At 76.0% G+C, this 23,655-nt stretch carries 16 protein-coding genes and 1 riboswitch; of the genes, 5 read left to right on the top strand and 11 right to left on the bottom strand.

Annotated elements, in window-relative coordinates; all coding sequences use genetic code 11:
* Positions 1–2 precede the first annotated feature (2 nt).
* The 10 genes from cbiE to HHX41_RS29330 all read right to left on the bottom strand — a co-directional run bounded on the left by cbiE (position 3) and on the right by HHX41_RS29330 (position 14,543).
* Complete coding sequence (gene cbiE, locus HHX41_RS29285) at positions 3–1,178, bottom strand: precorrin-6y C5,15-methyltransferase (decarboxylating) subunit CbiE (RefSeq protein WP_182908527.1); 1,176 nt, start codon at positions 1,176–1,178, stop codon at positions 3–5.
* Positions 1,172–2,314, bottom strand: a complete 1,143-nt coding sequence (locus tag HHX41_RS29290) for a cobalt-precorrin-5B (C(1))-methyltransferase (protein ID WP_310742238.1) — start codon at positions 2,312–2,314, stop codon at positions 1,172–1,174. The genes cbiE and HHX41_RS29290 overlap by 7 nt, the downstream gene beginning before the upstream one ends.
* Complete coding sequence (gene cobM / locus HHX41_RS29295) at positions 2,311–3,108, bottom strand: precorrin-4 C(11)-methyltransferase (RefSeq protein ID WP_182908528.1); 798 nt, start codon at positions 3,106–3,108, stop codon at positions 2,311–2,313. Before cobM ends, HHX41_RS29290 begins: the two co-directional genes overlap by 4 nt.
* Positions 3,105–3,839 carry a precorrin-2 C(20)-methyltransferase gene (gene cobI / locus HHX41_RS29300; RefSeq protein WP_182908529.1) on the bottom strand — a complete coding sequence of 245 codons (735 nt, stop codon included), beginning with the start codon at positions 3,837–3,839 and terminating at the stop codon, positions 3,105–3,107. Before cobI ends, cobM begins: the two co-directional genes overlap by 4 nt.
* A complete protein-coding gene (locus tag HHX41_RS29305; protein WP_182908530.1) occupies positions 3,836–5,149 on the bottom strand; it encodes a cobyrinate a,c-diamide synthase in 1,314 nt (437 codons plus the stop codon). Before HHX41_RS29305 ends, cobI begins: the two co-directional genes overlap by 4 nt.
* Positions 5,143–5,757, bottom strand: a complete 615-nt coding sequence (gene cobO / locus HHX41_RS29310) for a cob(I)yrinic acid a,c-diamide adenosyltransferase (protein ID WP_182908531.1) — start codon at positions 5,755–5,757, stop codon at positions 5,143–5,145. The genes HHX41_RS29305 and cobO overlap by 7 nt, the downstream gene beginning before the upstream one ends.
* Positions 5,758–7,707 carry a putative cobaltochelatase gene (locus HHX41_RS29315; RefSeq protein ID WP_182908532.1) on the bottom strand — a complete coding sequence of 650 codons (1,950 nt, stop codon included), beginning with the start codon at positions 7,705–7,707 and terminating at the stop codon, positions 5,758–5,760.
* Positions 7,704–11,243: a cobaltochelatase subunit CobN gene (gene cobN / locus HHX41_RS29320; protein ID WP_220504523.1), complete on the bottom strand. Its 3,540-nt coding sequence runs from the start codon at positions 11,241–11,243 to the stop codon at positions 7,704–7,706. The genes HHX41_RS29315 and cobN overlap by 4 nt, the downstream gene beginning before the upstream one ends.
* Entirely contained in the window at positions 11,240–12,745 is a 1,506-nt protein-coding gene (locus tag HHX41_RS29325) for a cobyric acid synthase (RefSeq protein ID WP_310742239.1), read from the bottom strand. Before HHX41_RS29325 ends, cobN begins: the two co-directional genes overlap by 4 nt.
* 113 nt (positions 12,746–12,858) lie before the next feature.
* Positions 12,859–12,982, bottom strand: a riboswitch (cobalamin riboswitch).
* A gap of 97 nt (positions 12,983–13,079) precedes the next feature.
* Positions 13,080–14,543, bottom strand: coding sequence for a serine/threonine-protein kinase (locus tag HHX41_RS29330; RefSeq protein ID WP_182908534.1), 1,464 nt, complete (start codon positions 14,541–14,543; stop codon positions 13,080–13,082).
* A 103-nt stretch (positions 14,544–14,646) separates the two neighbouring features.
* Between HHX41_RS29330 and HHX41_RS29335 the strand changes: the two genes are divergently transcribed.
* Genes HHX41_RS29335 through HHX41_RS29350 form a run of 4 tightly spaced genes read left to right on the top strand, consistent with a single transcriptional unit; the run spans position 14,647 to position 21,361 of the window.
* Complete coding sequence (locus tag HHX41_RS29335) at positions 14,647–17,304, top strand: FtsX-like permease family protein (RefSeq protein WP_182908535.1); 2,658 nt, start codon at positions 14,647–14,649, stop codon at positions 17,302–17,304.
* Positions 17,301–19,763 (top strand): FtsX-like permease family protein, encoded by a 2,463-nt coding sequence (locus HHX41_RS29340; protein WP_182908536.1) that lies wholly within the window; start codon positions 17,301–17,303, stop codon positions 19,761–19,763. Before HHX41_RS29335 ends, HHX41_RS29340 begins: the two co-directional genes overlap by 4 nt.
* The gene (locus HHX41_RS29345) at positions 19,747–20,700 is read left to right on the top strand and encodes an ABC transporter ATP-binding protein (RefSeq protein ID WP_310742240.1); all 954 of its coding nucleotides are present in this window, start codon (positions 19,747–19,749) and stop codon (positions 20,698–20,700) included. Before HHX41_RS29340 ends, HHX41_RS29345 begins: the two co-directional genes overlap by 17 nt.
* Positions 20,693–21,361, top strand: a complete 669-nt coding sequence (locus HHX41_RS29350) for an ABC transporter ATP-binding protein (RefSeq protein WP_182908537.1) — start codon at positions 20,693–20,695, stop codon at positions 21,359–21,361. Before HHX41_RS29345 ends, HHX41_RS29350 begins: the two co-directional genes overlap by 8 nt.
* Before the next feature lie 3 nt (positions 21,362–21,364).
* On the opposite strand, the gene HHX41_RS29355 is transcribed toward HHX41_RS29350, so the two are convergent.
* On the bottom strand, positions 21,365–22,345 hold the full coding sequence (locus HHX41_RS29355; protein ID WP_310742241.1) for an aldo/keto reductase: 981 nt from the start codon (positions 22,343–22,345) through the stop codon (positions 21,365–21,367).
* Positions 22,346–22,618: 273 nt separating this feature from the next.
* Here HHX41_RS29355 and HHX41_RS29360 point away from each other — a divergent pair, with 273 nt between their 5' ends.
* Positions 22,619–23,644: a family 2 encapsulin nanocompartment cargo protein polyprenyl transferase gene (locus tag HHX41_RS29360; RefSeq protein ID WP_310742242.1), complete on the top strand. Its 1,026-nt coding sequence runs from the start codon at positions 22,619–22,621 to the stop codon at positions 23,642–23,644.
* The last annotated feature ends 11 nt before the right edge of the window (positions 23,645–23,655 follow it).

Consider the following 23,655-nt stretch of genomic DNA (forward strand, 5'->3'; position numbering starts at 1 on the left):
TGTCAACGATGCCCCCATACGAGAAAGACCGGATTGGCCGCGGCGAGACGTGTGGCGCCGCCGGGCAGATCGGCGAACCTGCTCGCCGCGAGCGACACGCCGCCGACGTCGTACGCCGCGGCGCGCAGCGCGTCACGTACGGCGGGCACCCTGTCGACGGCGGCGAGCGCGGCGACCACGGATCGCGGGCCGAGACCCGCCACGTGGCCCACCACCTCGGCGCCGCCCCCGCCGACGAACACCGCGTCGGGGCCGGGCAGCCCGGCCAGGCATCCGGGGGCCTCGCCGTGCACCACCCGCACCTCGACGCCGTACGCGGCGGCGTTGCGGCGCGTCCGGTCGCACTGGGCGGGGTCGCGGTCGGCGGCGACGACGGCGGCACCGAACCGGGCCGCCTCGACGGCCACGGAGCCGCTGCCGCAGCCGAGGTCCCAGACCAGGTCGCCCACGCCGGGACCGAGGTGGGCGAGGGCCAGCGCCCGCACCTCCGCCTTGCTGATCATGCTGTCGCGGTGCTCGAAGCGCTCCTCGGGCAGCGCCCAGCGCTCCGGAGTCAGGCGCGGTGGCGCCGCCCAGCCGCGCGGAGACGGGCGATCCACCAGGGAGAGCACCACGTTGGGGTCGGTCCACTCCCGCCGGGCGGCCTCGTCAGGCGTGCATTCGGTCACCCGCCGTCCGGCGGCGCCGAGGCGCTCCGCGACCAGGAGCCGGCGTGGCCAGCCGCGCAGCGCGGCGCCGATCTCGGCGGGACCCGCGCCCGGCGCGGTGAGCACGGCGACCTTCGCCAGCGCCCGGCAGGCGTTGACGGCCCGGCGCGGGTCGCGCCCGTGCGCGCTCACCACGACGGCGTCGTCCCAGTTCAGGCCGGCCAGTCCGAAGGCCGCCGCGACCGAGGAGACGGCGGGTGCGACCTCGACGCCGAGACCGTGCTCGCGCAGCAGGCGGACGAGGCCGAAGAACCCGGGGTCGCCCGAGGCGAGCACGACGGCCGGGCCGTCATGGGCCGCGAGGGCCCGCACTCCCGCCGGGACGTCCCCCAGCACGACGCGCGCGGCCTGCGCGGGCACCGGCAGCGCGTCCAGGTGGCGGGCGGCACCCGCCACCAGCGTCGCCCCGGCCAGCCGCGCGGCGGCCCATGGAGCGAGGGGACGTCCGTCGACGCCGATGACCGTCACCACCCGACGGCCTCCCCGCTGGAGGCGACCGGGGCGTGGCCGTCCGGATCGACCATGATCACCGAGGCGGTGAGCGCGCCGTCGCAGAACCGCTCCAGCACGTTCTTGACCCGCGCGCACAGCACGCGCCCGGCGGGTTCGAGCAGCCCGGCGGCCTCCCACAACTCGTACGCGTGCCGGGCGGTGTTGGCCTCGGCGACCCGCCCGGCCAGGGCCTCGTCGCCGCCCGCCTCCCGGGTCATCCCGGCCAGCAGGTCCTTGTCGATCTTCGACCGGGTGTAGTGCGTCATGAGCACGCCCGCGGCGAGCTTGGTCAGCTTGCCGACCATGCCGACGAACAGCACGTCGGTCAGCCCCGCGTCGGCGGCCCGGCGCAGCGCGGCCCCGGTGAAGTCGCCGACCTCGACGAAGCACACGGCGGGCAGGCCGGGCCGCAGCCGCATCGCGGCCCGGTCGGTGCGCCCGCCCGTGGACAGCACCAGCGTGCGCTCGCCCTGCGCCGCCATCACGTCGATCGCCTGCAGGACGGAGGAGCGCCACGACTCGGTGGAGAACGGCCGCACGATCCCGGTGGTGCCGAGGATCGAGATGCCGCCGAGGATCCCGAGCCTGGCGTTGGTGGTCTTGCGGGCCATCCGCTCGCCCTCGGGCACGCTGATGACCACGCGGACGCCGCGCCGCCCGAGGTCCACGACCTCACCGACGGCCTGGGTGATCTGCGCCCGGGGGACCGGGTTGATGGCCGGGCCGCCGACCTCCAGGCCGAGGCCCGGCCGGGTGACCACGCCGACGCCGACGCCGCCGTCCAGTTCGATGCCGGCTTCCGGACGCCAGGACACGGTCGCGGTCAGGTGCGCGCCGTCGGTCACGTCGGGGTCGTCCCCGGCGTCCTTGACGACCACGGCCGTGGCCTTCGCGTCCGTCACGGCGTAGGAGTCGACCGGCAGCGTCACCCGGCCGCCGCCGGGCAGCGGCGTGTCCACCGTGGGCGGGGTGTCGCCGTGCGCGAGCGCGATGCTGGCGGCCTTCGCGGCGGCGGCGCCGCAGGTGCCCGTCGTCCATCCGGTCCGCAGCGCCCGCTTGCGCACCCGCATCGTGCGCGGCAGGTCCGGCTCGCGCAGCTCAGGGCCCTCGGTCACCGGGATCCCTTCAGCTCGCGCCGGGCCGCGGGCTCGGAGCGGCGGTGGCCGTGGAAGTGGCCCGGGTGGTAGAGGTGCGAGCGCGTACCGTGGGCCTCCAGCGCGGGCCCGACCAGCACCAGCGTGTGCTTCCAGAGCCGATGGGCGCGCACGGCTGCCGCCAGCTCGTCCAGGCGGCAGCGCAGCACCAGCTCGTCCTCCCACGTGACCCGGTAGCCGACCACGCAGGGCGTCTCGGGCGGGTAGCCGCCCGCCAGCAGTTCCTGCTGCAACTGCGCCGAGCGGGCAGCCGACAGGAACAGCGCCATCGTCGTGCCGTGCGCGGCGAACTCCCGCACGGTCTCGCCCTCGGGCATCGGCGTCTTGCCGCCCTCCAGCCGGGTGAGCACGACCGACTGCGCGACCTCCGGCACGGTCAGCTCCCGCCGTACGGCGGCGGCGACGGCGGTGAAGCTGGAGACCCCCGGCACGACCTCGGTCTCCAGCCCGAGCGCGGTGCACCGGTCGAGCTGTTCCTGCACGGCCCCCCACAGGGCGGGGTCGCCGGAGTGCACGCGGGCGACGCGCAGCCCGTCGCGGGCCGCCTCCTCGTACACGGCGACGACCTCCTCCAGGGGCACCGCGGCGGAGTCGACGATCCGGGCGCCGGCCCGGGCATGGCCGAGCAGGCCGGGATGCACCAGGCTGGAGGCCCAGACCACGACGTCGGCGGCCGCGATGGCCGCCGCGCCGCGCAGCGTGAGCAGGTCGGGCGCGCCCGGCCCCGCGCCGACGAAAGTGACCTTCCCGCTCACAACCGGCCTCCCCGGCCCGTACGCTCCCGGGTGACCAGCAGCGCGGACAGGTACGGCCCGGTCCCGGCCGGGTCGAGCCCGGCGGCGGGCCGCACGTCCTCCTCCGGCAGCCCGAGCGATGCGCCGTACACCGCGCCGGCCAGGCGGCCGGACTCGCGGACGGCGGCCAGCACTCCCGGCAGCATGCGCCCTCCCTTGTAGGCCACGACAGTGTCATGGGTGTCGAGCGCCGCGCGCAGGGCGTCCAGCCCCGCCGTCAGCGGCATCAGCGCCAGCGACTCCCGGCCCTCGACCAGGACGGTCCCGCTGCTCGCCGCGAGCGCCTGCATGGCGGTGACGCCGGGGACCGTGCGGACCTCCACCTCCGGCACGAGCCCGCGCACGGTCCCGGCCAGGTAGGTGAAGGTGCTGTAGACGTTGGGGTCGCCGATCGTCGCGAACGCGACCGTCCGCGCGCCGGTCTCATAGACGGCGGCGACGGCGGCGCCCGCCGCGTCCCAGGCCGCCTCACGCCGGGGACCGCTGCCCGGCGGATCGGCCAGGGCGAACTCCAGGCGGGTCACCTCGCGGCCGGTGTGGGCGCGGACGATGCGCTCGGCGCGGCCCTCCTCCCCGGTGTCGGCCACCGGCACCACGACCACGTCTGCCTCGCGCAGCACGCGCACGGCCTTCACCGTCACCAGGTCCGGGTCGCCCGGGCCGACGCCGACCCCCGTCAGCACGGGCCTCATGCGGCAGCCTCCACGAGATCACGCGCCAGGCGCGGCGCGCCCGCCCAGTGCGGGTGGAGGTAGGAGGCGTGCACGCCGCCCCGGACGAATCCCTCGCGCCTCGGCAGGACGTACGCCGGGGACTCCCCGGCGGGCGGAGAGCAGGTGGTGCGGTGGAACTCGTGGGCGCGTACGACGGTGCCGTCGGGCCGTACGGCCTCCCGGTAGCCGAGCGTCAGCCGCTCGGTCATCCGCGCCTCCACCGGCAGCACCCCGCACATCGGCGCGCCGTCGAGCGAGGCGGCCAGGTAGAGCAGGCCCGCGCACTCGGCCGCGATCGGCAGGCCGCGGGCGGCGAGGCGGGCGACCTGTCCCCGCAACGGCCTGTTGGCCGCCAGGTCGGCGGCGTGGACCTCGGGGAACCCGCCGCCGATCACCAGCGCCCGGGTGCCCGGCGGCAGCGCCTCGTCCCGCAGCGGGTCGACGTACGCCACCTCGGCTCCGGCGGCGCTCAGCAGCTCGGCCGTCTCGGCGTAGGAGAACGTGAACGCCGCGCCGGCGGCGACCGCGACCACGGGCCGCCCGGAAACCGGGATTCCCACCGCGTCGGCGGCCGACCAGGGGGCGGCCGGAAGCGGCGGCGCGGCCGACGCCAGGCGCAGCACGAGGTCGAGGTCGCAGTGCCGTTCCACCAGCGTCCCGAGGGCGGCCACGGCCCGCCGCGCCTGCGCGTCGCGCTCGGCGGCGGGCACCAGGCCGAGGTGCCGCGACGGCACCTGGACGGCCGCGTCGCGCGGCAGGACCCCGGCCACCGGGATGCCGAGCGGCCGCAGCGCCTCGCGGAGGATCTCCTCGTGGCGGGCCGAGCCCACCCGGTTGAGCACCACCCCGGCGATCCGTACGGACCGGTCGAAGGTGGCGAAGCCGTGCACGAGGGCCGCGACGGACGCCGACTGGGACGACGCGTCCACCACGAGCAGCACGGGCGCGTCGAGCAGGCGGGCGATGTGCGCGGTCGAGGCTTCCGAGGTCGGCCCCCGGCCATCGAACAATCCCATGACGCCTTCGACGACCGCGACGTCCGCGCCGCGCGCGCCGTGCGCGAACAGCGGGGCCACCAGGTCCTCCCCGACGAGGAACGCGTCGAGGTTGCGGCCCGGACGGCCGGTGGCGAGCGCGTGGTAGCCGGGGTCGATGTAGTCGGGGCCCGCCTTGTGCGGCGAGACGGCCAGGCCGCGCGCGGTCAGCGCCGCCATCAGCCCGGTGGCCACGGTGGTCTTGCCCGTTCCCGAGGCCGGGGCGGCGACGACGAGCCGGGGGACGCTCACCATTCGATGCCCCTCTGGCCCTTCTGTCCCGCGTCCATCGGGTGCTTGACCTTGGTCATCTCCACCACGAGGTCGGCGGCCTCGACCAGGCGGGGATCGGCGTCGCGGCCGGTGATCACCACGTGCTGGCGGCCGGGCCGGGCGCGCAGGGTCTCGACCACGTCGTCCACGTCGACCCAGCCCCACTTGAGGGGATAGGTGAACTCGTCGAGGACGTACAGGCCGTAGGTCTCGGCGGCGAGGTCGCGCCTGATCTGCGCCCAGCCCTCGCGGGCGTCGGCGGCGTGGTCGGCCTCGGTGCCGGGCCGCCGGATCCACGACCAGCCCTCGCCCATCTTGTGCCAGGTCACCGGCCCGCCCTCGCCGGTCTGCTCGTGCAGCCGGCCGAGGGCGCGCAGGGCGGCCTCCTCGCCGACCCGCCACTTGGCGCTCTTGACGAACTGGAACACTCCGACGGGCCAGCCCTGGTTCCAGGCGCGCAGCGCCAGGCCGAAGGCGGCCGTCGACTTCCCTTTCATCTCCCCGGTGTGCACGATGACCAGCGGGCGGTTGCGCCGCGCGCGCGTGGTCAGCCCGTCGTCCGGCACGCTCGCCGGCCTGCCCTGCGGCATCTACGCCACCCTCCTGACGTCACGCACGACCGCGGCCAGGTGATCGGCCGCCAGATCCTGAAGGCGCAGCGCGGTCCCACCGAGCGCGGCGGCGAGCCGCCCGGCCAGGCCGAGCCGTACGGGGCCGTGCTCGCAGTCGACGACCACGCTCGCGACCCCGGCCAGCCGCCGGGCGGCGTCGACCGGGTCGGGGCCGGAGGTGTGCCTGCCGTCGGTGACGACCACGAGCAGCGCGCGGCGGCGGGGGTCGCGCAGCCGCTCGGCGGCCAGCACCCGTTCCGCCCGGCGAAGCCCGGCGGCCAGCGGGGTGCGCCCGCCGGTGGCCAGCCGGGCCAGCCGGCCGGAGGCCAGCTCGACACTGGAGGTCGGCGGCAGCGCGACCGTCGCGTCCTCGCCCCGGAAGGTGACCAGGCCGACCTTGTCGCGGCGCTGGTAGGCGTCCAGCAGCAGGGACAGCACGGCGCCCTTCACGGCGCGCATCCGGGCCCGGGCGGCCATCGAGCCGCTGGCGTCCACGCAGAACAGCACGAGGTTCGACTCGCGTCCCTCGCGTACGGCTTCGCGCAGGTCGTCGCGGCGCAGCACGAGGCCGGAACCGGCACGGCCGCGTTCGCGCTGGTGGGGCGCGGCGGCGGCCAGCGTCGCCGGCAGGTCGAGCCGCCGCAGCCGCCCGCCCGGCGTACGGGCGCCGACGGTGCGGCCGGACTCACCCGTGGTGCGCCCGCGCCGTCCGGCGGGCCCGCCCCGGCCGACCGCGGCGGGGGCGAGGAGCCGGGTCCGATAGGGCGCCCCCGGCTGGACGGGCTGGGACGCCGCGCCGCCCCCGGACCCGTCGCCGTCGTCGGAACCGCTGCCGGAACCGCCGCCGGACGCGCCCCCACCGCCCGGCCCGTCGTCGTCCGGTCCGTCGTCGCTTTCGGAAGCGGACTCCGACAGGGCCTGTTCCAGGCGTTCCTCGTCGAGTCCCCGGCCCGGGTCGTCGAACGGGTCGCGGCGGCGCCGGTGGGGGAGCGCCAGGCGGGCGGCCGCCCTGACGTCGTCGGAGGTGACCTCGGCTCTGCCCTCCCACGCGGCCAGGGCGACCGCCGTACGCGCCATCACGAGGTCGGCGCGCATCCCCTCGACGTCGAAGGCCGCGCACACCGCCGTGATGCCCCGCAGCGCGTCGTCGGGAAGCGCCACGCCGGGCAGCCGGTCGCGCGCCGCCGCGATGCGCCGGGCGAGGTCGCGCTCGCCGCCGGCGTACGCGGCGGCGAAGCCGGCCGGATCGGCGTCGAAGGCGAGGCGGCGGCGCACGACCTCGGCACGCTCGTCCGGGTCGCGGGATGCGCGCACCTCGACGGCGAGGCCGAAACGGTCGAGCAGTTGCGGCCGGAGCTCGCCCTCCTCGGGGTTCATCGTGCCGACCAGCAGGAAACGGGCGGCGTGGCGGACCGACACGCCCTCGCGCTCCACGTGGGCCACGCCCATCGCCGCCGCGTCGAGCAGCAGGTCCACCAGGTGGTCGTGGAGCAGGTTGACCTCGTCCACGTAGAGCACGCCACGGTGCGCCGCCGCCAGGAGGCCCGGCTCGAACGCCTTGACCCCCTCGGTCAGCGCCCGCTCCAGGTCGAGCGACCCGGCCACCCGGTCCTCCGACGCGCCCACCGGCAGCTCGGCCAGCCGGGCGGGGCGTGGCTGCCCGGACAGGCCGCTCTCGTGCGGGCCGTCGGGACACGACGGGTCGGGCGCGGCGGGATCGCAGGAGAACCGGCAGCCCGCCACCACCGTCACCTCGGGCAGCAGCGCCGCGAGCGACCGCACCACGGTCGACTTCGCCGTGCCCTTCTCGCCCCGCACGAGCACGCCGCCGATCGCGGGCGACACGGCGTTGAGCAGCAGCGCCAGCTTGAGGTCGTCGTGCCCGACGACCGCGCTGAACGGATACGAGGTGAAGGGATGTCCGGTCACTTGCCCGCCTCCAGGTCGCCTTCCATCTCCAGGTACGTCGCACGCAGGCCGTCGAGGGTCTCCGGCGACGGCTCGGCCCACAGGCCCCGGTCGGCCGCCTCCAGCAGCCGTTCGGCGATGCCGCGCAGCGCCCAGGGGTTGGACGCCCGCATGAACTCCCGCACCTGCGGGTCGAAGACGTAGGAGGCGGCGAGCGACTCGTACATCCAGTCGTCCACCACTCCGGCCGTGGCGTCGAACCCGAACAGGTAGTCCACCGTGGCCGCCATCTCGAACGCCCCCTTGTAGCCGTGCCGCCGCATCGCCGCGATCCAGCGCGGGTTGACCACCCGGGACCGGAACACCCGCCGCGTCTCCTCGCCCAGCGTCCGGGTGCGCACCGCGTCGGGGACGTGCGAGTCGCCCACGTACGCCGCGGGGGACGTGCCGGTCAGGTGGCGGACCATGGCCACCATCCCGCCGTGGTACTGGAAGTAGTCGTCGGAGTCGGCGATGTCGTGCTCGCGGTTGTCCTGGTTCTTGGCCGCCACGTCGATGCGCCGGAACGCCGCCTCCATGTCCGCGCGGGCCTCCCGGCCGTCCAGGCCCCGGCCGTAGGCGTAGCCGCCCCACACCGCGTACACCTCGGCGAGGTCGGCGTCGTCACGCCAGTTGCGGGCGTCGATGAGCGGCAGCAGGCCCGCGCCGTACGCGCCGGGTTTGGAGCCGAAGACGCGGCTGGTGGCGCGGCGCTCGTCGCCGTGCCGGGCGAGGTCGGCGTGGACGTGCGCCCGCAGCGGGTTGACCTCGGCGGGCTCGTCCAGCGCGGCGACCGTCCGTACGGCCTCGTCGAGCAGCGTCACGACGTGGGGGAACGCGTCGCGGAAGAAGCCGCTGATGCGCACGACCACGTCCACCCGGGCGCGGCCCAGCTCCTCGGCCGTCATCACCGCGAAGCCGGTCACCCGGCGGGAGGCGTCGTCCCACTCCGGCCGCACGCCGAGCAGCGCCATGATCTCGGCGATGTCGTCGCCCTGGGTGCGCATCGCGCTGGTGCCCCAGACCGTCAGGCCGACCGTGCGCGGCCACTCGCCGGTGTCGGCGCGGTAGCGCTCGACCAGCGAGGCCGCGAGCGCCGAGCCGGTCTCCCAGGCCAGCCGCGACGGGATCGCCTTGGGGTCGACCGAGTAGAAGTTGCGGCCGGTGGGCAGCACGTTGACCAGCCCTCGGGTGGGCGACCCGGACGGCCCGGCGGGCACGTAACCGCCGTCCAGCGCGTGCAGCACGTGCGCGACCTCGTCCGTCGTCCGGTCGAGCCTCGGCACGACCTCCTCGGCGGCGAAGCGCAGCACCCGGGCGGCCTCCGGCACGTCCGTGACCGCGCCGGCCGCCGCCGGGTCCCAGCCGTGGTCCTCCATCGCCTGGACCAGCCGCCGCGCCTCGCCCTCGAACGCGTCCACCTCCGCCGTCCCGGCGTCTCCCGGCAGGCCAAGGGTCTCGCGCAGGCCGGGCAGCGCCCCGGCGGCGCCGGCCCAGACCTGACGGGCGCGCAGCACGGCGAGCACGAGGTTGACTCGGGCCTCCCCGGTGTGGACCTGGCCGAGCACATGGAGGCCGTCGCGGATCTGGGCGTCCTTGATCTCGCAGAGGTAGCCGTCGACGTGCAGCAGGAAGTCGTCGAACTCCGCGTCCTGCGGCCGCTCGTCCACGTGCAGGTCGTGGTGGAGCTGGGCGGCCTGGATGAGCGTCCAGATCCGCGCCCGTACGGCCGGCAGCTTGGCCGGGTCGAGGGCGGCGACGGTGGCGTGCTCGTCCAGCAGCTGCTCCAGCCGGGCCAGGTCGCCGTACGAGTCGGCCCTGGCCATCGGCGGGATCAGGTGGTCGACGACGGTGGCGTGCGCGCGGCGCTTGGCCTGGGTGCCCTCGCCAGGATCGTTGACGATGAACGGGTAGACCAGCGGCAGCGCGCCGAGCGCGGCGTCGGGCGCGCACGACGCCGACAACCCGAGCCCCTTGCCCGGCAGCCACTCCAGCGTGCCGTGCTTGCCGAGGTGGACGACGGCGTGCGCGCCGAACTCGCGGGCCAGCCACCGGTACGCCGCGAGGTAGTGGTGGCTCGGCGGCAGGTCGGGGTCGTGGTAGATGGCCACCGGGTTCTCGCCGAACCCCCGGGGCGGCTGGATGGCGAGCATGACGTTGCCGAACCGCAGCGCGGCGACCACGATGTCGGTGCCGTCCACGTACAGCTCTCCGGGCGGCGCCCCCCAGTGGGCGGTCACCGCCTCGCCCAGCTCGGCGGGCAGCGCCGCGAACCACTCCCGGTAGGCGTCCAGCGGCACCCGGGCCGGGGCGGCCTCCAGCTGCTCCTCGGTGAGCCACTCAACGTCGTGGCCGCCCGCCGCGATCAGGGCGTGGATCAGCGCGTCGCCGTCGTCCGGCGCGCCGCCCACGTCGTACCCGGCCGCGCGCAGGGCCCGCAGCAGCACGACGGCGGAGGCGGGGGTGTCGAGCCCGACGGCGTTGCCGACCCGGGCGTGCCGGGTGGGGTAGGACGACAGCACGATCGCCAGGCGCTTGTCGCCGTTGGGCACATGGCGCAGCCGGGCGTGCGCGACCGCGAGGGCGGCCACGCGGGCGCACCGCTCGGGGTCGGCGACGTAGACCGGCACGCCGTCGGGCCCGTCCTCCTTGAAGGAGAACGGCACGCCGATCAGCCTGCCGTCGAATTCGGGCACCGCCACCTGCATCGCGGCGTCCAGCGGGGACAGGCCGGCGTCGGAGTCCGCCCAGACCGCGCGGGGGGTGGTCAGGCACAGCGCCTGCAGCACCGGCACGTCGAGGGCGGCGAGCGCCCCGGCGTCCCAGGCGTCCTCGTCGCCGCCCGCGCTCGCGGCGGCGGCCACCGCGCCGCCCGCGGCCAGTACGGTGACGACGAGGGCGTCCACCGGCCGCAGCGGTTCGAGCAGGTCGTCGCCCGCCCCGCGCAGCGACCCGCAGAAGACCGGCAGCACGTCGGCGCCCGCCGCCTCGACCGCGTCGCACAACGCGTCGACGAAAGCCGTGTTGCCCGACAGCTCGTGGGCCCGGTAGTAGACCACGCCGACCAGCGGGCGGCCCTCCCGGCGGGCGCGGCCGGGCCGCACGCCGCAGGCGGGGGTGGATCTGGGCGGCGCGAAGCCCTCGCCGGTCAGCAGGAGCGTGTCGGACAGGAAGCGCCGCAGCTCCGCCAGGTTGTCCGGGCCGCCCTCCGCGAGATAGGCGAGCGCCTGGGCCGCGACCCCCGACGGCACGGTGGACAGCGCCATCAGCGCGGCGTCCGGGGCCTGCTCGCCGCCGAGCACGATCGTGGGCAGCCCCGCGGCCAGCACGGCGTCGAGCCCCTCGGGCCACGAGCGCCTGCCGCCGAGCAGCCGGACGACGACGGCGTCCACGCCGTCCACGAGCGCGGGCACGTCCCCGGCGGCCGTACGCGCGGGGTTGGCGACCCGCCAGCCCGCCCCGCCGCGGGTGGCGGCGAGCAACTCGGTGTCGGCGGTGGACAGCAGCAGCATCGTCATGGACGGTCCTCCCGCAACGTGATCTCGGCGGTGGGCAGGCCGCCGGGCACGCCCCGCTCGATGAGCCGCCACACGGCCTCGGTGTCCAGGTGCTCCTCGACGAGGTCGCCCAGCGCGTCGAGACGGGCCTCCCGGTGCGCGGCGAACGTGCCGGTCCCCGGCAGCCAGGCCCGGCCGCCGGCGGCGGCGACCTCGGCGAGGAAGGCCCGGCGGAAGCCGTCCCGTTCGAACAGGCCGTGCCAGGTCGTGCCCCACACCGCTCCCGCCCGGCAGCCGTCGAGGAACGGCTCGCCGCCCTCTGCCGTGACCCGGCCGTGGTGGATCTGGTAGCCCGCCACCTCGTGGCCCCGCCACTCGCCCTCCGCGAGCGCCAGCACCTTGTCCGGCGCGTACGCCGTGCGGGCGGGCAGCAGGCCCAGGCCGGGCACCCGGCCCGCCCGGCTCTCCACGTCGTCGTCGACGGCCGTGCCGAGCATCTGGTAGCCGCCGCAGATCCCGAGCACCGGGCCGCCCTCGGCGGCGCGGCGGCGCAGCGCCTCGTCCAGGCCCCGCTCGCGCAGCCAGGCGAGGTCGCCGACGGTGGCGCGGGTGCCGGGCAGCACGACGAGGTCGGCGTCGGCGAGCTCGGCGGGAGTGGTGACCAGGCGCACACTCACCCCCGGTTCGGCGGCCAGCGCGTCGGCGTCGGTGACGTTGGACATCCGCGGCAGCCGTACGAGGGCCACGCGCAGGATCTCATCTCCGACCGGCGGGGTGAGCAGGCCGGGACGGCTGTCGAGGTCGAGGGAGTCCTCCACGTCGAGCCAAAGGCCCGAGCGCCACGGCAGCACGCCGAGGCACGGACGGCCCGTCGCCTCCGCCAGCCAGTCGAGCCCCGGCCGCAGCAGCGCGAGGTCGCCGCGGAACTTGTTGACCACGAAGCCGGCGATGTGCCGCTGGTCGTCCCGGTCCAGCACCGCGAGGGTGCCGGCGAAGTGCGCGAGCACGCCGCCCCTGTCGATGTCGCCGACGACGAGCGCCGGCAGACCGGCCGCGCGGGCCAGGCCCATGTTGGCGATGTCGCGGTCGCGCAGGTTGACCTCGGCCGGGCTGCCCGCCCCCTCGCAGATCACCACGTCGTAGCGGCGGCGCAGGCCGTCGAGCGCGTCGAGGGCGACGTCGAGCAGGCGCATCTTGTGGTCGCGGTAGGACACGGCGTCCACGTCGGCGTGCGCCCGGCCGAGCACGACGACGTGGGAGTGCCGCTCCCCGGCCGGTTTGATGAGCACCGGGTTCATCGCGGCCTCGGGCTCGACCCGGGCCGCCGCGGCCTGCATCGCCTGGGCCCGTCCGATCTCGCCGCCGTCGGCGGTGACCATCGAGTTGAGCGCCATGTTCTGCGCCTTGAACGGCGCGACCCGTACGCCGCGCCGGGCGAGCCACCGGCACAGCCCGGCCACCAGGACGCTCTTTCCGGCATCGGAGGTCGTGCCCGCCACGAGCAGGCCGCCGCCGGGCGCCACGTCAGGAGGTGGAGCGCGAAACCGGCAGTGAGGCGCGTCTGCGCAGGCCTGTCCGGGCCATGGCATGTCCCCCCTGGGGGTGTCCGCGCCCCCGGTAGAAGGTCCGACGGCCGGAGTATCCTGGCTCCCGGATCGGCGCTTCCCTCAGCCTTCCCGCCCGTGCTGGGCAGTGGCGTGGGTGAGGGTCGCTCCCCGGTGACAGTGGCGGGACCGCGCCGGATTCACACCGGCTTCCTCCGCGTCCGTCGCTTGCGGTGGTCAACATACACCTTTGTGTCGGATGTCCCGCAAGTGTGGTCTGTCTGATCTAGCGGGGACGCTAGGTGCGCTTCGGTCACGTGCGCTTCAAGGTGGCGATCATGTGGAACGGCTCGTCCCTCGTCCACTTGTTCTCGCCGTGCCCGTTGTAGTCGAACGTCATCGTCCCGTTGTCGTGGACGGTGAGGTAGATCGTGCCGTTGCGCACGCAGTTGCCCCGCATTGAGACCCGCTTCAGCCGCACCGTCGTCCCGCTGACCACCTGGAGCCTGGAGGTGCCCACGCAGTGGTAGTCGACGAACCGCTCGGTGACCGTGTCGCCGCCCTTCGGCACGGTCAGCACGAGCGTGTCGTACGCGCCGGGCTCGTAGTCCACCCTGCCGCGCCACACGCCCGCGAAGCGCGCGGTGAAGCGCAGCGGCACGCGCGCAGTGGGAGTCGGAGCGGACGCCGGCGTGGGCGAGGGGCTGAATGAGGGGCTGGGACTCGCCGCCGGAGTGGACACGGCGGCGGCGACCGCCGTGCCGCGCGCGTCGCCCCCGGCGACGTTTTCGGCGGCGCCTTCGGACGGCAGCACCGACAGCAGCACGCCCCCGGTCGTCGCGGCCGCGAGGGTGACCGCCGCCCCCGCGAGCAGCCCGCGGCGGCGGCCGGAGCCCCGCCGTGAGGGGACGGTGCCGGGTTCCGGAGCCACGGAATGCCGTCCGGCGGTGAGCACGGCGGGGAGGCTCCCGGCGGTCCCCTCCGGAACCGCGGCGAGCAGCCGCATCGTGATGTCGAGGATGCCCGGGCGCTCGGCGGGGTTCTTGCGCAGGGCCAGCGCGACGATGGAGCGCAACGGCTCTTCCAGGTCGCCGAGGTCGGGCTCCTTGGTGAGCACGCGGTTCAGCACGGCGGGCAGCGCGTCGTCGCCGAACGGCGGCCTGCCGGTGGCCGCGAACACCATCACGCCGCCCCACGCGAACACGTCCCAGGCGGGCGCGGGCGGCTCGCCGGCGATCTGCTCGGGCGCCATGTAGGCGGGCGTGCCGACGGTGCCGCCGGTCGCCGTGGTCGCGCCGAGACCGCGGGCGACCCCGAAGTCGACGACCCTCGGACCGTCGGACCCCAGCAGCACGTTGGCGGGCTTGAAGTCGCGGTGGACGATCCCGGCCTGGTGCACGGCGGCGAGTGCGGTCGCGGTCGCCACGGCCAGCCGGTGCAGGGCGGGCCCGGACCGCCGTCCTGCCCGCTGCAGCGTGGGGCCCTCCACGTACTCGCTCACGACGTAGGGCCGCGGGCCGTCCAGGTCGAAGTCGAGCACCCGGGCCACGCAGAACGGCGCGACCCGCCCCGCGGCGGCGATCTCCCGCGCGAAGCGGCGGCGGGCGTCCTCGTCCCCCGACCAGCCCTCATGCAGCAGCTTGACCGCCACCGGCGCGCCCCCGGCCGCACGGCCGAGGTAGACCACCCCCTGGCCGCCCGCGCCGAGGCGGCCCTCCAGCCGATAGCCGCCGATCTCGGCCGGATCTCCCGTGAGCAGCGGCCCCACCGCAGGCATGCAGCCCTCCTCGGCCCGTTTTCCCCTCACCTTAGATGACCGTAACGGTGGTGCTTCTCGATCATGCTTGTCATGATGCCGGGATGAGCGTGGTCAGGCCCGGATGGTGAGGATGGTGCGGGCGCGGCTGCCGCTGGTGGTCCGGCGCGCGCCGGCCGAGCCACTGCTGCTGGCCGCCGCGTTCGGCTCCATCCTGCTCGCCACCACCGCGATCTCGGCTCTGCTGCTGCATGCGGGGTCGGCGACCCAGGCGGGCCTGCGGCGGGCCCTGGAGACGGCGCCGCTCGCGTCCACCGCGACCGTCGTTACCTCCTCGGTGACGGCCGGGGACTTCGCCCGAATCGACCGCGCCGTCCGCGCGGGGATCGCCCACGCCCACGAAGAGGTGCCCGTACGGGTCACCGTACGCGTCGAGTCCGCCTCGTACGCGCTGAAGGGACAGGATCGCGGCGACCAGCCCGTCCTGACCCGGTTCGCCGCGTACGAGGGACTGGACGGCCAGGCGGACCTGGTGAGCGGGCGCTGGCCCACGGAGAAGACGGCGGCGGCGCTCTCGGAGCCGGCCGCCCGGGCGATGGGAGTGTCCGCCGGCGACGAGTTCACCGTCGTCGGACGCCTGGACGGAAAGCCGGTCCGCGTGCACGTCACCGGCGTCTTCCGGCTCCGCGACCCCGACGACCCGCGCTGGAAGGGGGAGGACCTGCTGCGTTACGGCACGCGGACCGGCGACTTCACCTCCCGCGGGCCCCTGGTCGTGCCGGAGGGCGCCTTCCTCGGCCGCTTCGGGACCGGTGTCTCGGCCCGCTGGCTCGCCGAACCCGACCTGCGCCGGCTTTCCCCCGACCGGCTGCGGCCGTTCGCGGCCTCGGTCGCCGGGACCTCCGCCGCCGTGCGGTCCGGCTGCCCCCGGTGCACGCTCACCGAGACGCTGTCCGGCATGCTGCTGCGGCTCGACCGCGGCGCCCTGGTCGCCCGCTCGACCATGCTGGTGCCGGTGCTCCAACTGCTGGTGCTGAGCGCGTACGCGCTGGCGCTGACCGCGCGGCTGCTCGCCGAGCACCGCCGGATGGAGACGGCCCTGCTGCGATCGAGGGGCGGCGGGTCACCGCGGCTCGCCGCCATGGCGGCGGGGGAGGCGCTGCTGATCGCGCTGCCCTGCGCGCCCGCGGCGCCGTTCCTCGCGCCCGTGCTCCTGCGACTGGTGAACGCGTTCCCCTGGATCGAGGCTACCGGCGTGGCGCCGCCCCGCGCGCCTGACGGGGCCACCTTCGCGGTCGCAGCGGTGGTCGCGCTCGCCTGCGCCGCCATGCTGGCCGCCCCGCCGCTGCTCGCCGCCCGCCGCACGTACGTCGAGGAGCAGGCGGCGCGCGGACGCGCCGACCGGCCGGGCCTGCTCCAGCGGGCCGGAGCCGACGTGGCGCTGCTCGTCCTGGCGGCGCTCGCCGTCTGGCGCCTGCGCGGACAGGACGCGCCGGAGACCGCGCGCCTCGGCGGCGAGCTCGGGCTCGACCCGCTGGTCGGGGCGGGACCGGCGCTCGCCCTGCTCTGCGGGGGGATGGCCGCCCTGCGGCTGGTGCCCGCAGTCGCCAGGGTCGCCGAGCGGGCGACGCGGCGGCGCCCCGGGTTCGGGCCGGCGACGGCCGCCCGGCAGGTGAGCCGGCGCCCGGCCCGCTATTCGGGTCCGGCGCTGCTGCTGACGATGGCGACGGCGATCGGCGTGCTGTCCCTGACCACCGCCGCGACCTGGCGCGGCGCCCAGGAGGACCGGGCCAGGCATCTCGCCGGCGCCGCCCTGCGCGTCCCGGCCCTCCCCGGGGACGACGCGCGAACCTTCACCACGCTGCCGGGGATCGCGGCGGCGGTGCCCGCGCACCGCGCCACGGTCGTCGCTGACGGCGCGGACGCCACCCTCATCGCCGCGGACGCGGCGCAGCTGGGCCGTGTCCTGATGCTGCGCCCCGACCTGTCGGAGCTGTCGCCGGCCACGCTGGCCTCCCGGATCGCCGGGTCCGCCGGACAGCCGCTTCTTCCGGTCGTGGTGACCCCCGGATTGGCGGACACCACCAGGATCACGGCCGGCACGGCGGCGATCCCGATCCGGGTCGTGGGCGTCGTCACCGCGATGCCCGGCACGCCGGAGGGCGCCCCGGCCCTGCTCGCCGACCTTACGGCGCTTCGGGGGAAAGGCGCCGAGGGGCAGGTGACGGAATGGTGGCTGGCCGCCGACGGGCACGACACCGCGCGAGCCGCCGCCGCGCTGGCCGCCGGCCGCGGGGACGTCGTCGACGTGGCCGCGCTCACCGCGAGTCTCAGGGACGACCCCACGGCGGCCGGCCTGCAGGGCGCGCTGCTGCTCGGCTTCGCGGCGGCGCTGGCGTTCGCCGTGCTGGGATTCCTGGTCAACGCCGCGGTCGCGGCGCGCGAGCGCAGGGGCGAGTTCGCCGTGCTCGGCGCCCTCGGCGTGAGCTTCCGGCAGACGCTCGGCCTGCTCGCCGCCGAGCAGTCGTTCGTGATCGGGCTGTCGCTGGCCGGCGGAGCGGCGCTCGCCGTGGCCGTGTCCGCCGCGGTGGTGCCGCCGATGGTGACCGCGGGATACGCGACCGCAGGCGGGCTGCCGGTGCTGCTCGACGTGCCGTGGTCTCAGGTGGCGGCGCTGGCCGCCGCGGTCCTCGCGGTGCTGCTGGTGATCGTGGCGGGACTCGCGCGGTCGCTGCACCGCCGTGAGCCGGCCGCCGCGCTGCGTGCTGGGGAGGCGTCGTGATCCGCCTTCTGGGTGTGCACAGGGGCGTGGTGGCGCTGCTGGCCGCGCTGGTGTTCGGCGCCGCCCTGGTCGTCTCGGCCCTGCCCCGGATGGTCGAGTCCTCCCTCGACGCGGCGGCAAGGTCGGTCATCGGCTCCGCCCCGCCCGCCACGGCGTCGCTGGCGGTCCAGTTCACCCGCCGCTTCGACCTGACGCCGATGCGGACGACGGCCGAGGCGGCCAGGGCGGACGCCGCCTGGCGCGAGCTGCTCCCCCCGGCGCTGCGGGAGGTCGCCGACCCCGTCCCGTTCTTCGATTTCTCCGCCCCGCCGATGCTGCTGAACGAGCAGACGCATCGGTATCTGACGCTGAAATGGGTCTCCGGGGCGGACCGGCGGGTGCGGTACGTCGAGGGCGGCCCCCCGGGCCCCGGCTCGGGCACCCGTCTCGAGGTGGCCGTCCCCGTGGTCGCCGCCACGGAGATGTCGATCAAGACGGGCGACACCCTCCGCCTCGGCGCTTTGACCGCGAAGGTCACCGGCCTGTTCGAGCCGGCGCGTTCCGCCGACCGGTTCTGGGCCATCGAGCCGGAGCTCACCTACGTCATCCACCACCGCGTGCCGCTCGCCACGGAGGACGACCTGATCGTCACCGCGCTCACCGACGGCGACAGCCTCGCGGGCGCCGAACTGCCGATGGTCTTCCGTTGGCTCGTCACCCCGGCGGCGGACCGCGTCACCGCGGGCAACGCGGCGGCCGTGCTCGCCGCCACGGAGGAGTTCGGCCGCCGCCTGGGCAGGCAGGACCTCGAACTCGCCCTGTCGACCGGGTTCGACCGGATCCTGCGGGAGTACCTGGACCGGTTGGCCGTCACACGCGCGCTGATCACGGTGTTCCTGGGCGGGCTGGCCGTCGTGTGCCTGGGCACCACGGCCCTGGCCGTGCTGCTGCTCGTCGGGCGGGTGCACGGCGATCTGCTGCTGATGCGCGCCCGCGGTGCGTCCCTGGCCCAGGTCGTGCTCGCCTGCGGGGGAGCGGTCGCGCTCGCGGCGGTGCCGGCGGCCGCGGCGGGCCAGGTGGCCGCGGGCTTCGTGCCGGGCGCCCCGACGGCGGTCGCGCGGCTGGGACCGGCCGCGCTGGCGGCGGGGACCGTCGCGATCGCCTGCGCCGCCGTCGCGCTGCGCCAGTCCACCGACCGACGGTCCGGGAAGGCTCTCCGCAGGATGGTGATGGAGATCCTGGTGCTCGTGGTCGCCGTGACGAGCCTCCATCTCCTGCGCACCCGCGGCCTCGCCACCGGCGACGCCTTCCTCGCACTGGCGCCCGTGCTGCTGGCGCAGGCGGCCGCGCTGGCGGTGCTGCGCGCCGGCCCGGCCGTGATCCACCTGGCCTTCCGGGCCGCCGCCCGGCGCTCCGCCGCCGTGCCGTTCCTCGGCCTCGCCGCCGCCCGGGCCGTGCCGGGCGCCGCGCTGCCGGTGCTCACGCTGCTGCCGGCCGTCGCGCTGGCGGCGTACGGCATGGTCACCGCCGGAGGGCTGGAGGAGGCCCAGCGGCAGGCGGCGTGGGAGCGGATCGGCGCCGAGATCAGGGTGGAGCGCGCGCAGGGAATCGCTCCGGAGACGCTGGAGCGGATCCGCCACGCGCCGGGCGTCAGGGCCGTCGTCCCGGCCGCGGCCGGGACGACGGTCGCCGAGGTGGGCTTCGGCGGGCGGCCGGCCACGGTCGTCGCGGTCGATCTCGGCGCCTACCGCCGGCTGGTCGCGGGCAGCCCGCTCCACCTGCCTGCGCCGGGGACCGGTGTGCTCGTCTCGCCCGACCTGTCCGCCATGCGGAGCTTCGAGATCGGCTGGCCCGCGCGGATGACGGTCACCCCGGCGGGGACCGTCGACGCGATGCCGGGGGTGCGGGCGGGGGACGGCGCCCTCATCGTCCTCCCCACGGCTCCCGAGCACGTCAACACGTTGCTGATCGCGGGAGACGCCGGCGCGGTCAGGCCGCTGCTGCCGTCCGGCGCGAGCATGACCACCGTGGCGGACGCGCTCGCCGACATCACCGGCACGCCGCTGACGGCGGCGCTGACCGCCGCGCTGCGGGTCGCCGCCGCGGCGCTGGCCGCGTACGCGCTGGCGGCCGTCGCGATCGCGCTGACCGGAGGCGCGGCCCGGCGGGCGGAGGACCTCGGCCTGCTGCGCGCCCTCGGCCTCAGCCGCAGGCAGGCCGGCCTGATCACGGTCCTGGAGGCGGCCCCGCTGCTCGTCCTGACCGCCGTCGCCGGGCTGGCGGCCGGTCTCGCCATGCCCGCGCTGCTCGGGCCCGGAATCGACCTGTCGGCGTACGCGGGCGGGCGCCAGGGCGCCCTCGCGGCCGCCGCGCTCCTGCCCGTCCTGCCCTGTGTCCTGGCCGGTGCCCTCGCCGCCGGGGTCGCCGCCGTCGCCCTCACGGGCGCCTATCTGGGAGGAAGCCGTGGACACGCTGGCTGACCTGGAGGCCCGGGCCACGCGGGGTGGCCCCGCGTTCGGCGCGGACGCCCACATCCTGTGCGACAACCTCGTGCGGATCTACAAGACCGAGGGATCCGCCGCGGTCGAGGTGGTCGCCCTGCAGGGCCTCGACCTGCTCATCGGCCGGGGTGAGCTGGTGGCGATCGTCGGGGCCTCGGGATCGGGCAAGTCGACGCTGCTCAACATCCTGTCGGGGCTCGACGTGCCCACAGCCGGGCTGGCCCGGGTCGCCGGAATCGACCTGCTGTCCATGACCCCGCGCGACCGCCTCCGCTACCGGCGCTCGGTCGTGGGCTTCGTCTGGCAGCAGACCGCCCGCAACCTGCTGCCGTACCTCACCGCCCGGGAGAACGTCACGCTCCCCATGCGGCTGGCCGGCGGCACGTCCCGGCCGGCCAGGTCGTCCCGTACGGACGAGCTGCTGGAACTGACGGGGATGGCGGACCGCGCGGATCGGCGGCCCGGGGAGATGTCCGGCGGCGAGCAGCAGCGGGTGGCCGTCGCCGTCGCCCTCGCCAACGCGCCCGAGGTGGTGCTCGCCGACGAGCCCACCGGGGAGCTGGACAGCGAGAGCGCCGAGACGGTCTTCGGCGTGCTCCGCCACGCCAACCGGGAGCTCGGCGTCACGACCGTCGTCGTGACGCACGACCCGATGGTGTCGGAGCAGGTCGACCGGACCATCGGCATCCGGGACGGCCGCACCTCCAGCGAGACGTTCCGCCGCACGTCCTCCGACGGGAGGGTGGTCGCCGAGGAGTACGCGGTGCTCGACCGGGCCGGGCGCCTGCAACTGCCGAGAGAGTTCATCAACGCCCTGTCGATGGAGCACCGGGTGCGCCTGGAGCTCGAACGCGACCACATCGGGGTCTGGCCCTCGGCCGCCGGCGACGACACAGAGGAAGAGATGAATGAGTGAGCCGCTGGTCGTCGTCGAGGGCCTGCGCAAGACCTATCCCAAGGGCGTGCGCGCGCTGAGAGGGGTCTCCTTCGAGGCTCACCCGGGCGAGCTGGTCGCGATCCGCGGTCGTTCCGGCGCGGGCAAGACGACGCTGCTCAACCTGGTCGGCGGCCTGGACCGGCCCGACGAGGGGCGGGTGCGGGTAGCAGGGCAGCCGGTGCCCGAGCTGCCCGAGGAGGGCCTGCTGCGGCTGCGCCGCGACGTCGTCGGGTTCGTCTTCCAGTCGTTCCGGCTGATCCCGGTGCTGTCGGCCGCCGAGAACGTGGGCGTGCCGCTGCGGCTGGCGCGGGTTCCGGCCAAGGACAGGGAGGAGCGGGTGAAGGTGCTGCTGTCCCTGGTCGGGCTGTCCGATCAGGCCGAGCAGCGGCCCTACGAGCTGTCGGGTGGCCAGCAGCAGCGCGTGGCCATCGCCAGGGCCCTGGCCAACCGGCCCCGCCTGCTGCTCGCCGACGAGCCGACCGGTCAGCTCGATTCCCAGACCGCCCGCCAGATCATGGAGCTGCTGCGGGCGCTCGTCCGGGGCGAGGGCGTCACCGCGCTGGTGGCCACGCACGACGAGGGCCTCGTCGGCCTGGCCGACCGCGTGCTGGAGCTCAAGGACGGCGAGTTCCTGAGCTGACCGTCAGGTCCAGGGGAGGACGGCGCGGCGGGCCCAGTAGGTCTCGGCGTCCTCCGTCAGTCCGGCGAGGGTCTCCTCGGCCTCCTCGTCCCAGGTGACGGCGAGCGCCGTCAGGTTCCCGGCGAGCTGAGCGGTCGTGGCCGCGCCGCTCAGCACGACCCCCGCCCACGGGCGGGCGAGCACGGCGGCGAGTGCCAGGGCGTCGGGGGTGACGCCGCGTTCGCGTGCCGCGCGCGCCAGCGCCGGCGGCGCGGCGTGGGCGGTCAGCCTGCCGTTGGCCACGCCCTCCTTGACGATCACGCCCAGGCCGGCGGCGTGCGCCCGGGCCAGGGCCTCGCCCGCCGAGCGCTCCAGCAGGTTCCACGTCGACTGGACGGTGTCGAAGAGCCCGGCCGCGACCGCCTTCTCGATGGTCGCCGCCTGGCGGGGGCCGGTGGTGGACAGGCCGACCGCGACGCCCTCCGCGCGCAGCGCCCGCAGCTCCCCGAGGACCTCCTCGTCGTCGAGCACACCGCTCTCCACCGTGGCCGAATGGATCTGGTAGAGCGACAGATGGGCGCCGAGCAGCTCCCGGGTCTCGCCGAGCTGACGGCGCAGCCGCTCGGCGGACAGGTCCTTCTCCTCGTGGCGGCCGGCGTCCATCCGCCAGCCGCCGACGTACTCGTAGCCCCACTTCGAGCCGACGGCGACCTCGCCGGGCCGGACGCCCCGATCGGCCAGCCAGCCCGCGAGGAACTCCTCCGCCAGGCCGTAGGAGCGGGCCGCGTCGACGTACCGCACGCCGGCCGCCCACGCGGCGTCCAGCACCTCCCAGGTGCGCGCCCGCATCGCCGCCACGTCACGGTCGCCGCCGAGGTCGGCGTCCCGGCCGAGCGTGATGTACGCGGGCCGGCCGAGCGCGGCGAGCCCGAGACCCATCGGGGTGACCTGAAGGCGACCGCGGCCCAACGGCCGCAGGACCATCTCCTGCACGCTCTCCTGCACGGGACACACGTTAGTGACTCCGCCGGGTGCCGCCCGCAGCGGGTGCGCGCTCACGATGGCCGAGCCCGTTCCAGCGACAATCACATTGCAGTCTCGACTGCAATCCCCATTTCGGGCGGCGCGCCACATTCGTTGTCGCGGTCCTCGACGAGGAGGGTTCCGGGCCCTGTCTGACCCGATGGGGCGAGGGGTACGTGTCGTGAGGTGACGGCCGGGGTATGCCGACAAGTCCAACCGGCCTGTGGGTCCACTCGAGCCCGAGGTGGTGGGAGCGTGACGGAACCGGTGGCAGCGGGAGTGCGGACCGCGGGAGACGTGCTTGCCCGGACGCGCGACCTGGTGGAACCCGCCCTGCGCCATGCGGTCGGCACCCTGCCTCCGTCGATGCGCAGGGTGGCGGGGTACCACTTCGGATGGTGGGACGCGCGGGAGCGGCCGGTGCGGGCGAGCGGGGGCAAGGCCCTGCGGCCCGCGTTCACGCTGCTGGCGGCGGAGGGCGCCGGGGGAGACGCGGACGCGGCGCTGCCGGCCGCCGTCGCGGTCGAGCTGGTGCACAACTTCTCCCTGGTCCACGACGACGTGATGGACGGCGACACGGTCCGCCGCCACCGCCCCACGGTGTGGAACGTCTTCGGCCGCGCCGAGGCGATCCTGGCCGGCGACTCCCTGCTGGCGCTGGCCTTCACCGTGCTCGCCGGGGGCGGCAGGCCCGCCGAGAGCACGCGGGCGCTGGCCCGCTGCGTCCAGTCGCTGCTGGACGGCCAGAGCGCCGACCTCGGCTTCGAGCAGCGCGCGGACGTGAGCCTGGGGGAGTGCGTGCGCATGGCGGAGGGCAAGACGGGCGCCCTGTTCGGCTGCGCGTGCGCCCTCGGAGGGCTGCACGGAGGCGCCACCACCGAGCAGGTGGCCGCCCTGCGCGTGTTCGGCGAGCGCGTGGGCCTGGCGTTCCAGCTCGTCGACGACCTGCTGGGTATCTGGGGCGACCCGGCCGTCACCGGCAAACCGGTCCATTCCGACCTGCGCAACCGGAAGAAGTCCCTGCCGGTCGTCGCCGCGCTGACGTCGGGCACGCGGGCGGGCGGCGCGCTCTCCGTGCTGTACCGCCGCCCGCTCGCGCAGACCGACCTTCCGCGGGCGGCGCGGCTGGTGGAGGAGGCGGGTGGGCGGGCGTGGAGCCTCGCCAGGGTCGACGACCTGCTGTCCGAGGCGCTGGAGGCGCTGCGGTCGGCGGAGCCGGCGCCCGGGGCGGCGGCGGGTCTGGAGGCCCTGGCCCGCCTGGCCACCGACCGCGACCGCTGACTCGTCCGTCC

The organism is Microbispora sp. H13382 (assembly GCF_014161445.1).
Taxonomy (GTDB): Bacteria; Actinomycetota; Actinomycetes; order Streptosporangiales; family Streptosporangiaceae; genus Microbispora.

Bases quoted from the DNA above. Each gene is read 5' to 3' on its own strand.
- cobI (WP_182908529.1), bottom strand. From the start codon at position 3,839: ATGAGGCCCGTGCTGACGGGGGTCGGCGTCGGCCCGGGCGACCCGGAC.
- HHX41_RS29305 (WP_182908530.1), bottom strand. From the start codon at position 5,149: ATGGTGAGCGTCCCCCGGCTCGTCGTCGCCGCCCCGGCCTCGGGAACG.
- cobO (WP_182908531.1), bottom strand. From the start codon at position 5,757: ATGCCGCAGGGCAGGCCGGCGAGCGTGCCGGACGACGGGCTGACCACG.
- cobN (WP_220504523.1), bottom strand. From the start codon at position 11,243: ATGACGATGCTGCTGCTGTCCACCGCCGACACCGAGTTGCTCGCCGCC.
- HHX41_RS29330 (WP_182908534.1), bottom strand. From the start codon at position 14,543: ATGCCTGCGGTGGGGCCGCTGCTCACGGGAGATCCGGCCGAGATCGGC.
- HHX41_RS29335 (WP_182908535.1), top strand. From the start codon at position 14,647: ATGGTGAGGATGGTGCGGGCGCGGCTGCCGCTGGTGGTCCGGCGCGCG.
- HHX41_RS29350 (WP_182908537.1), top strand. From the start codon at position 20,693: ATGAGTGAGCCGCTGGTCGTCGTCGAGGGCCTGCGCAAGACCTATCCC.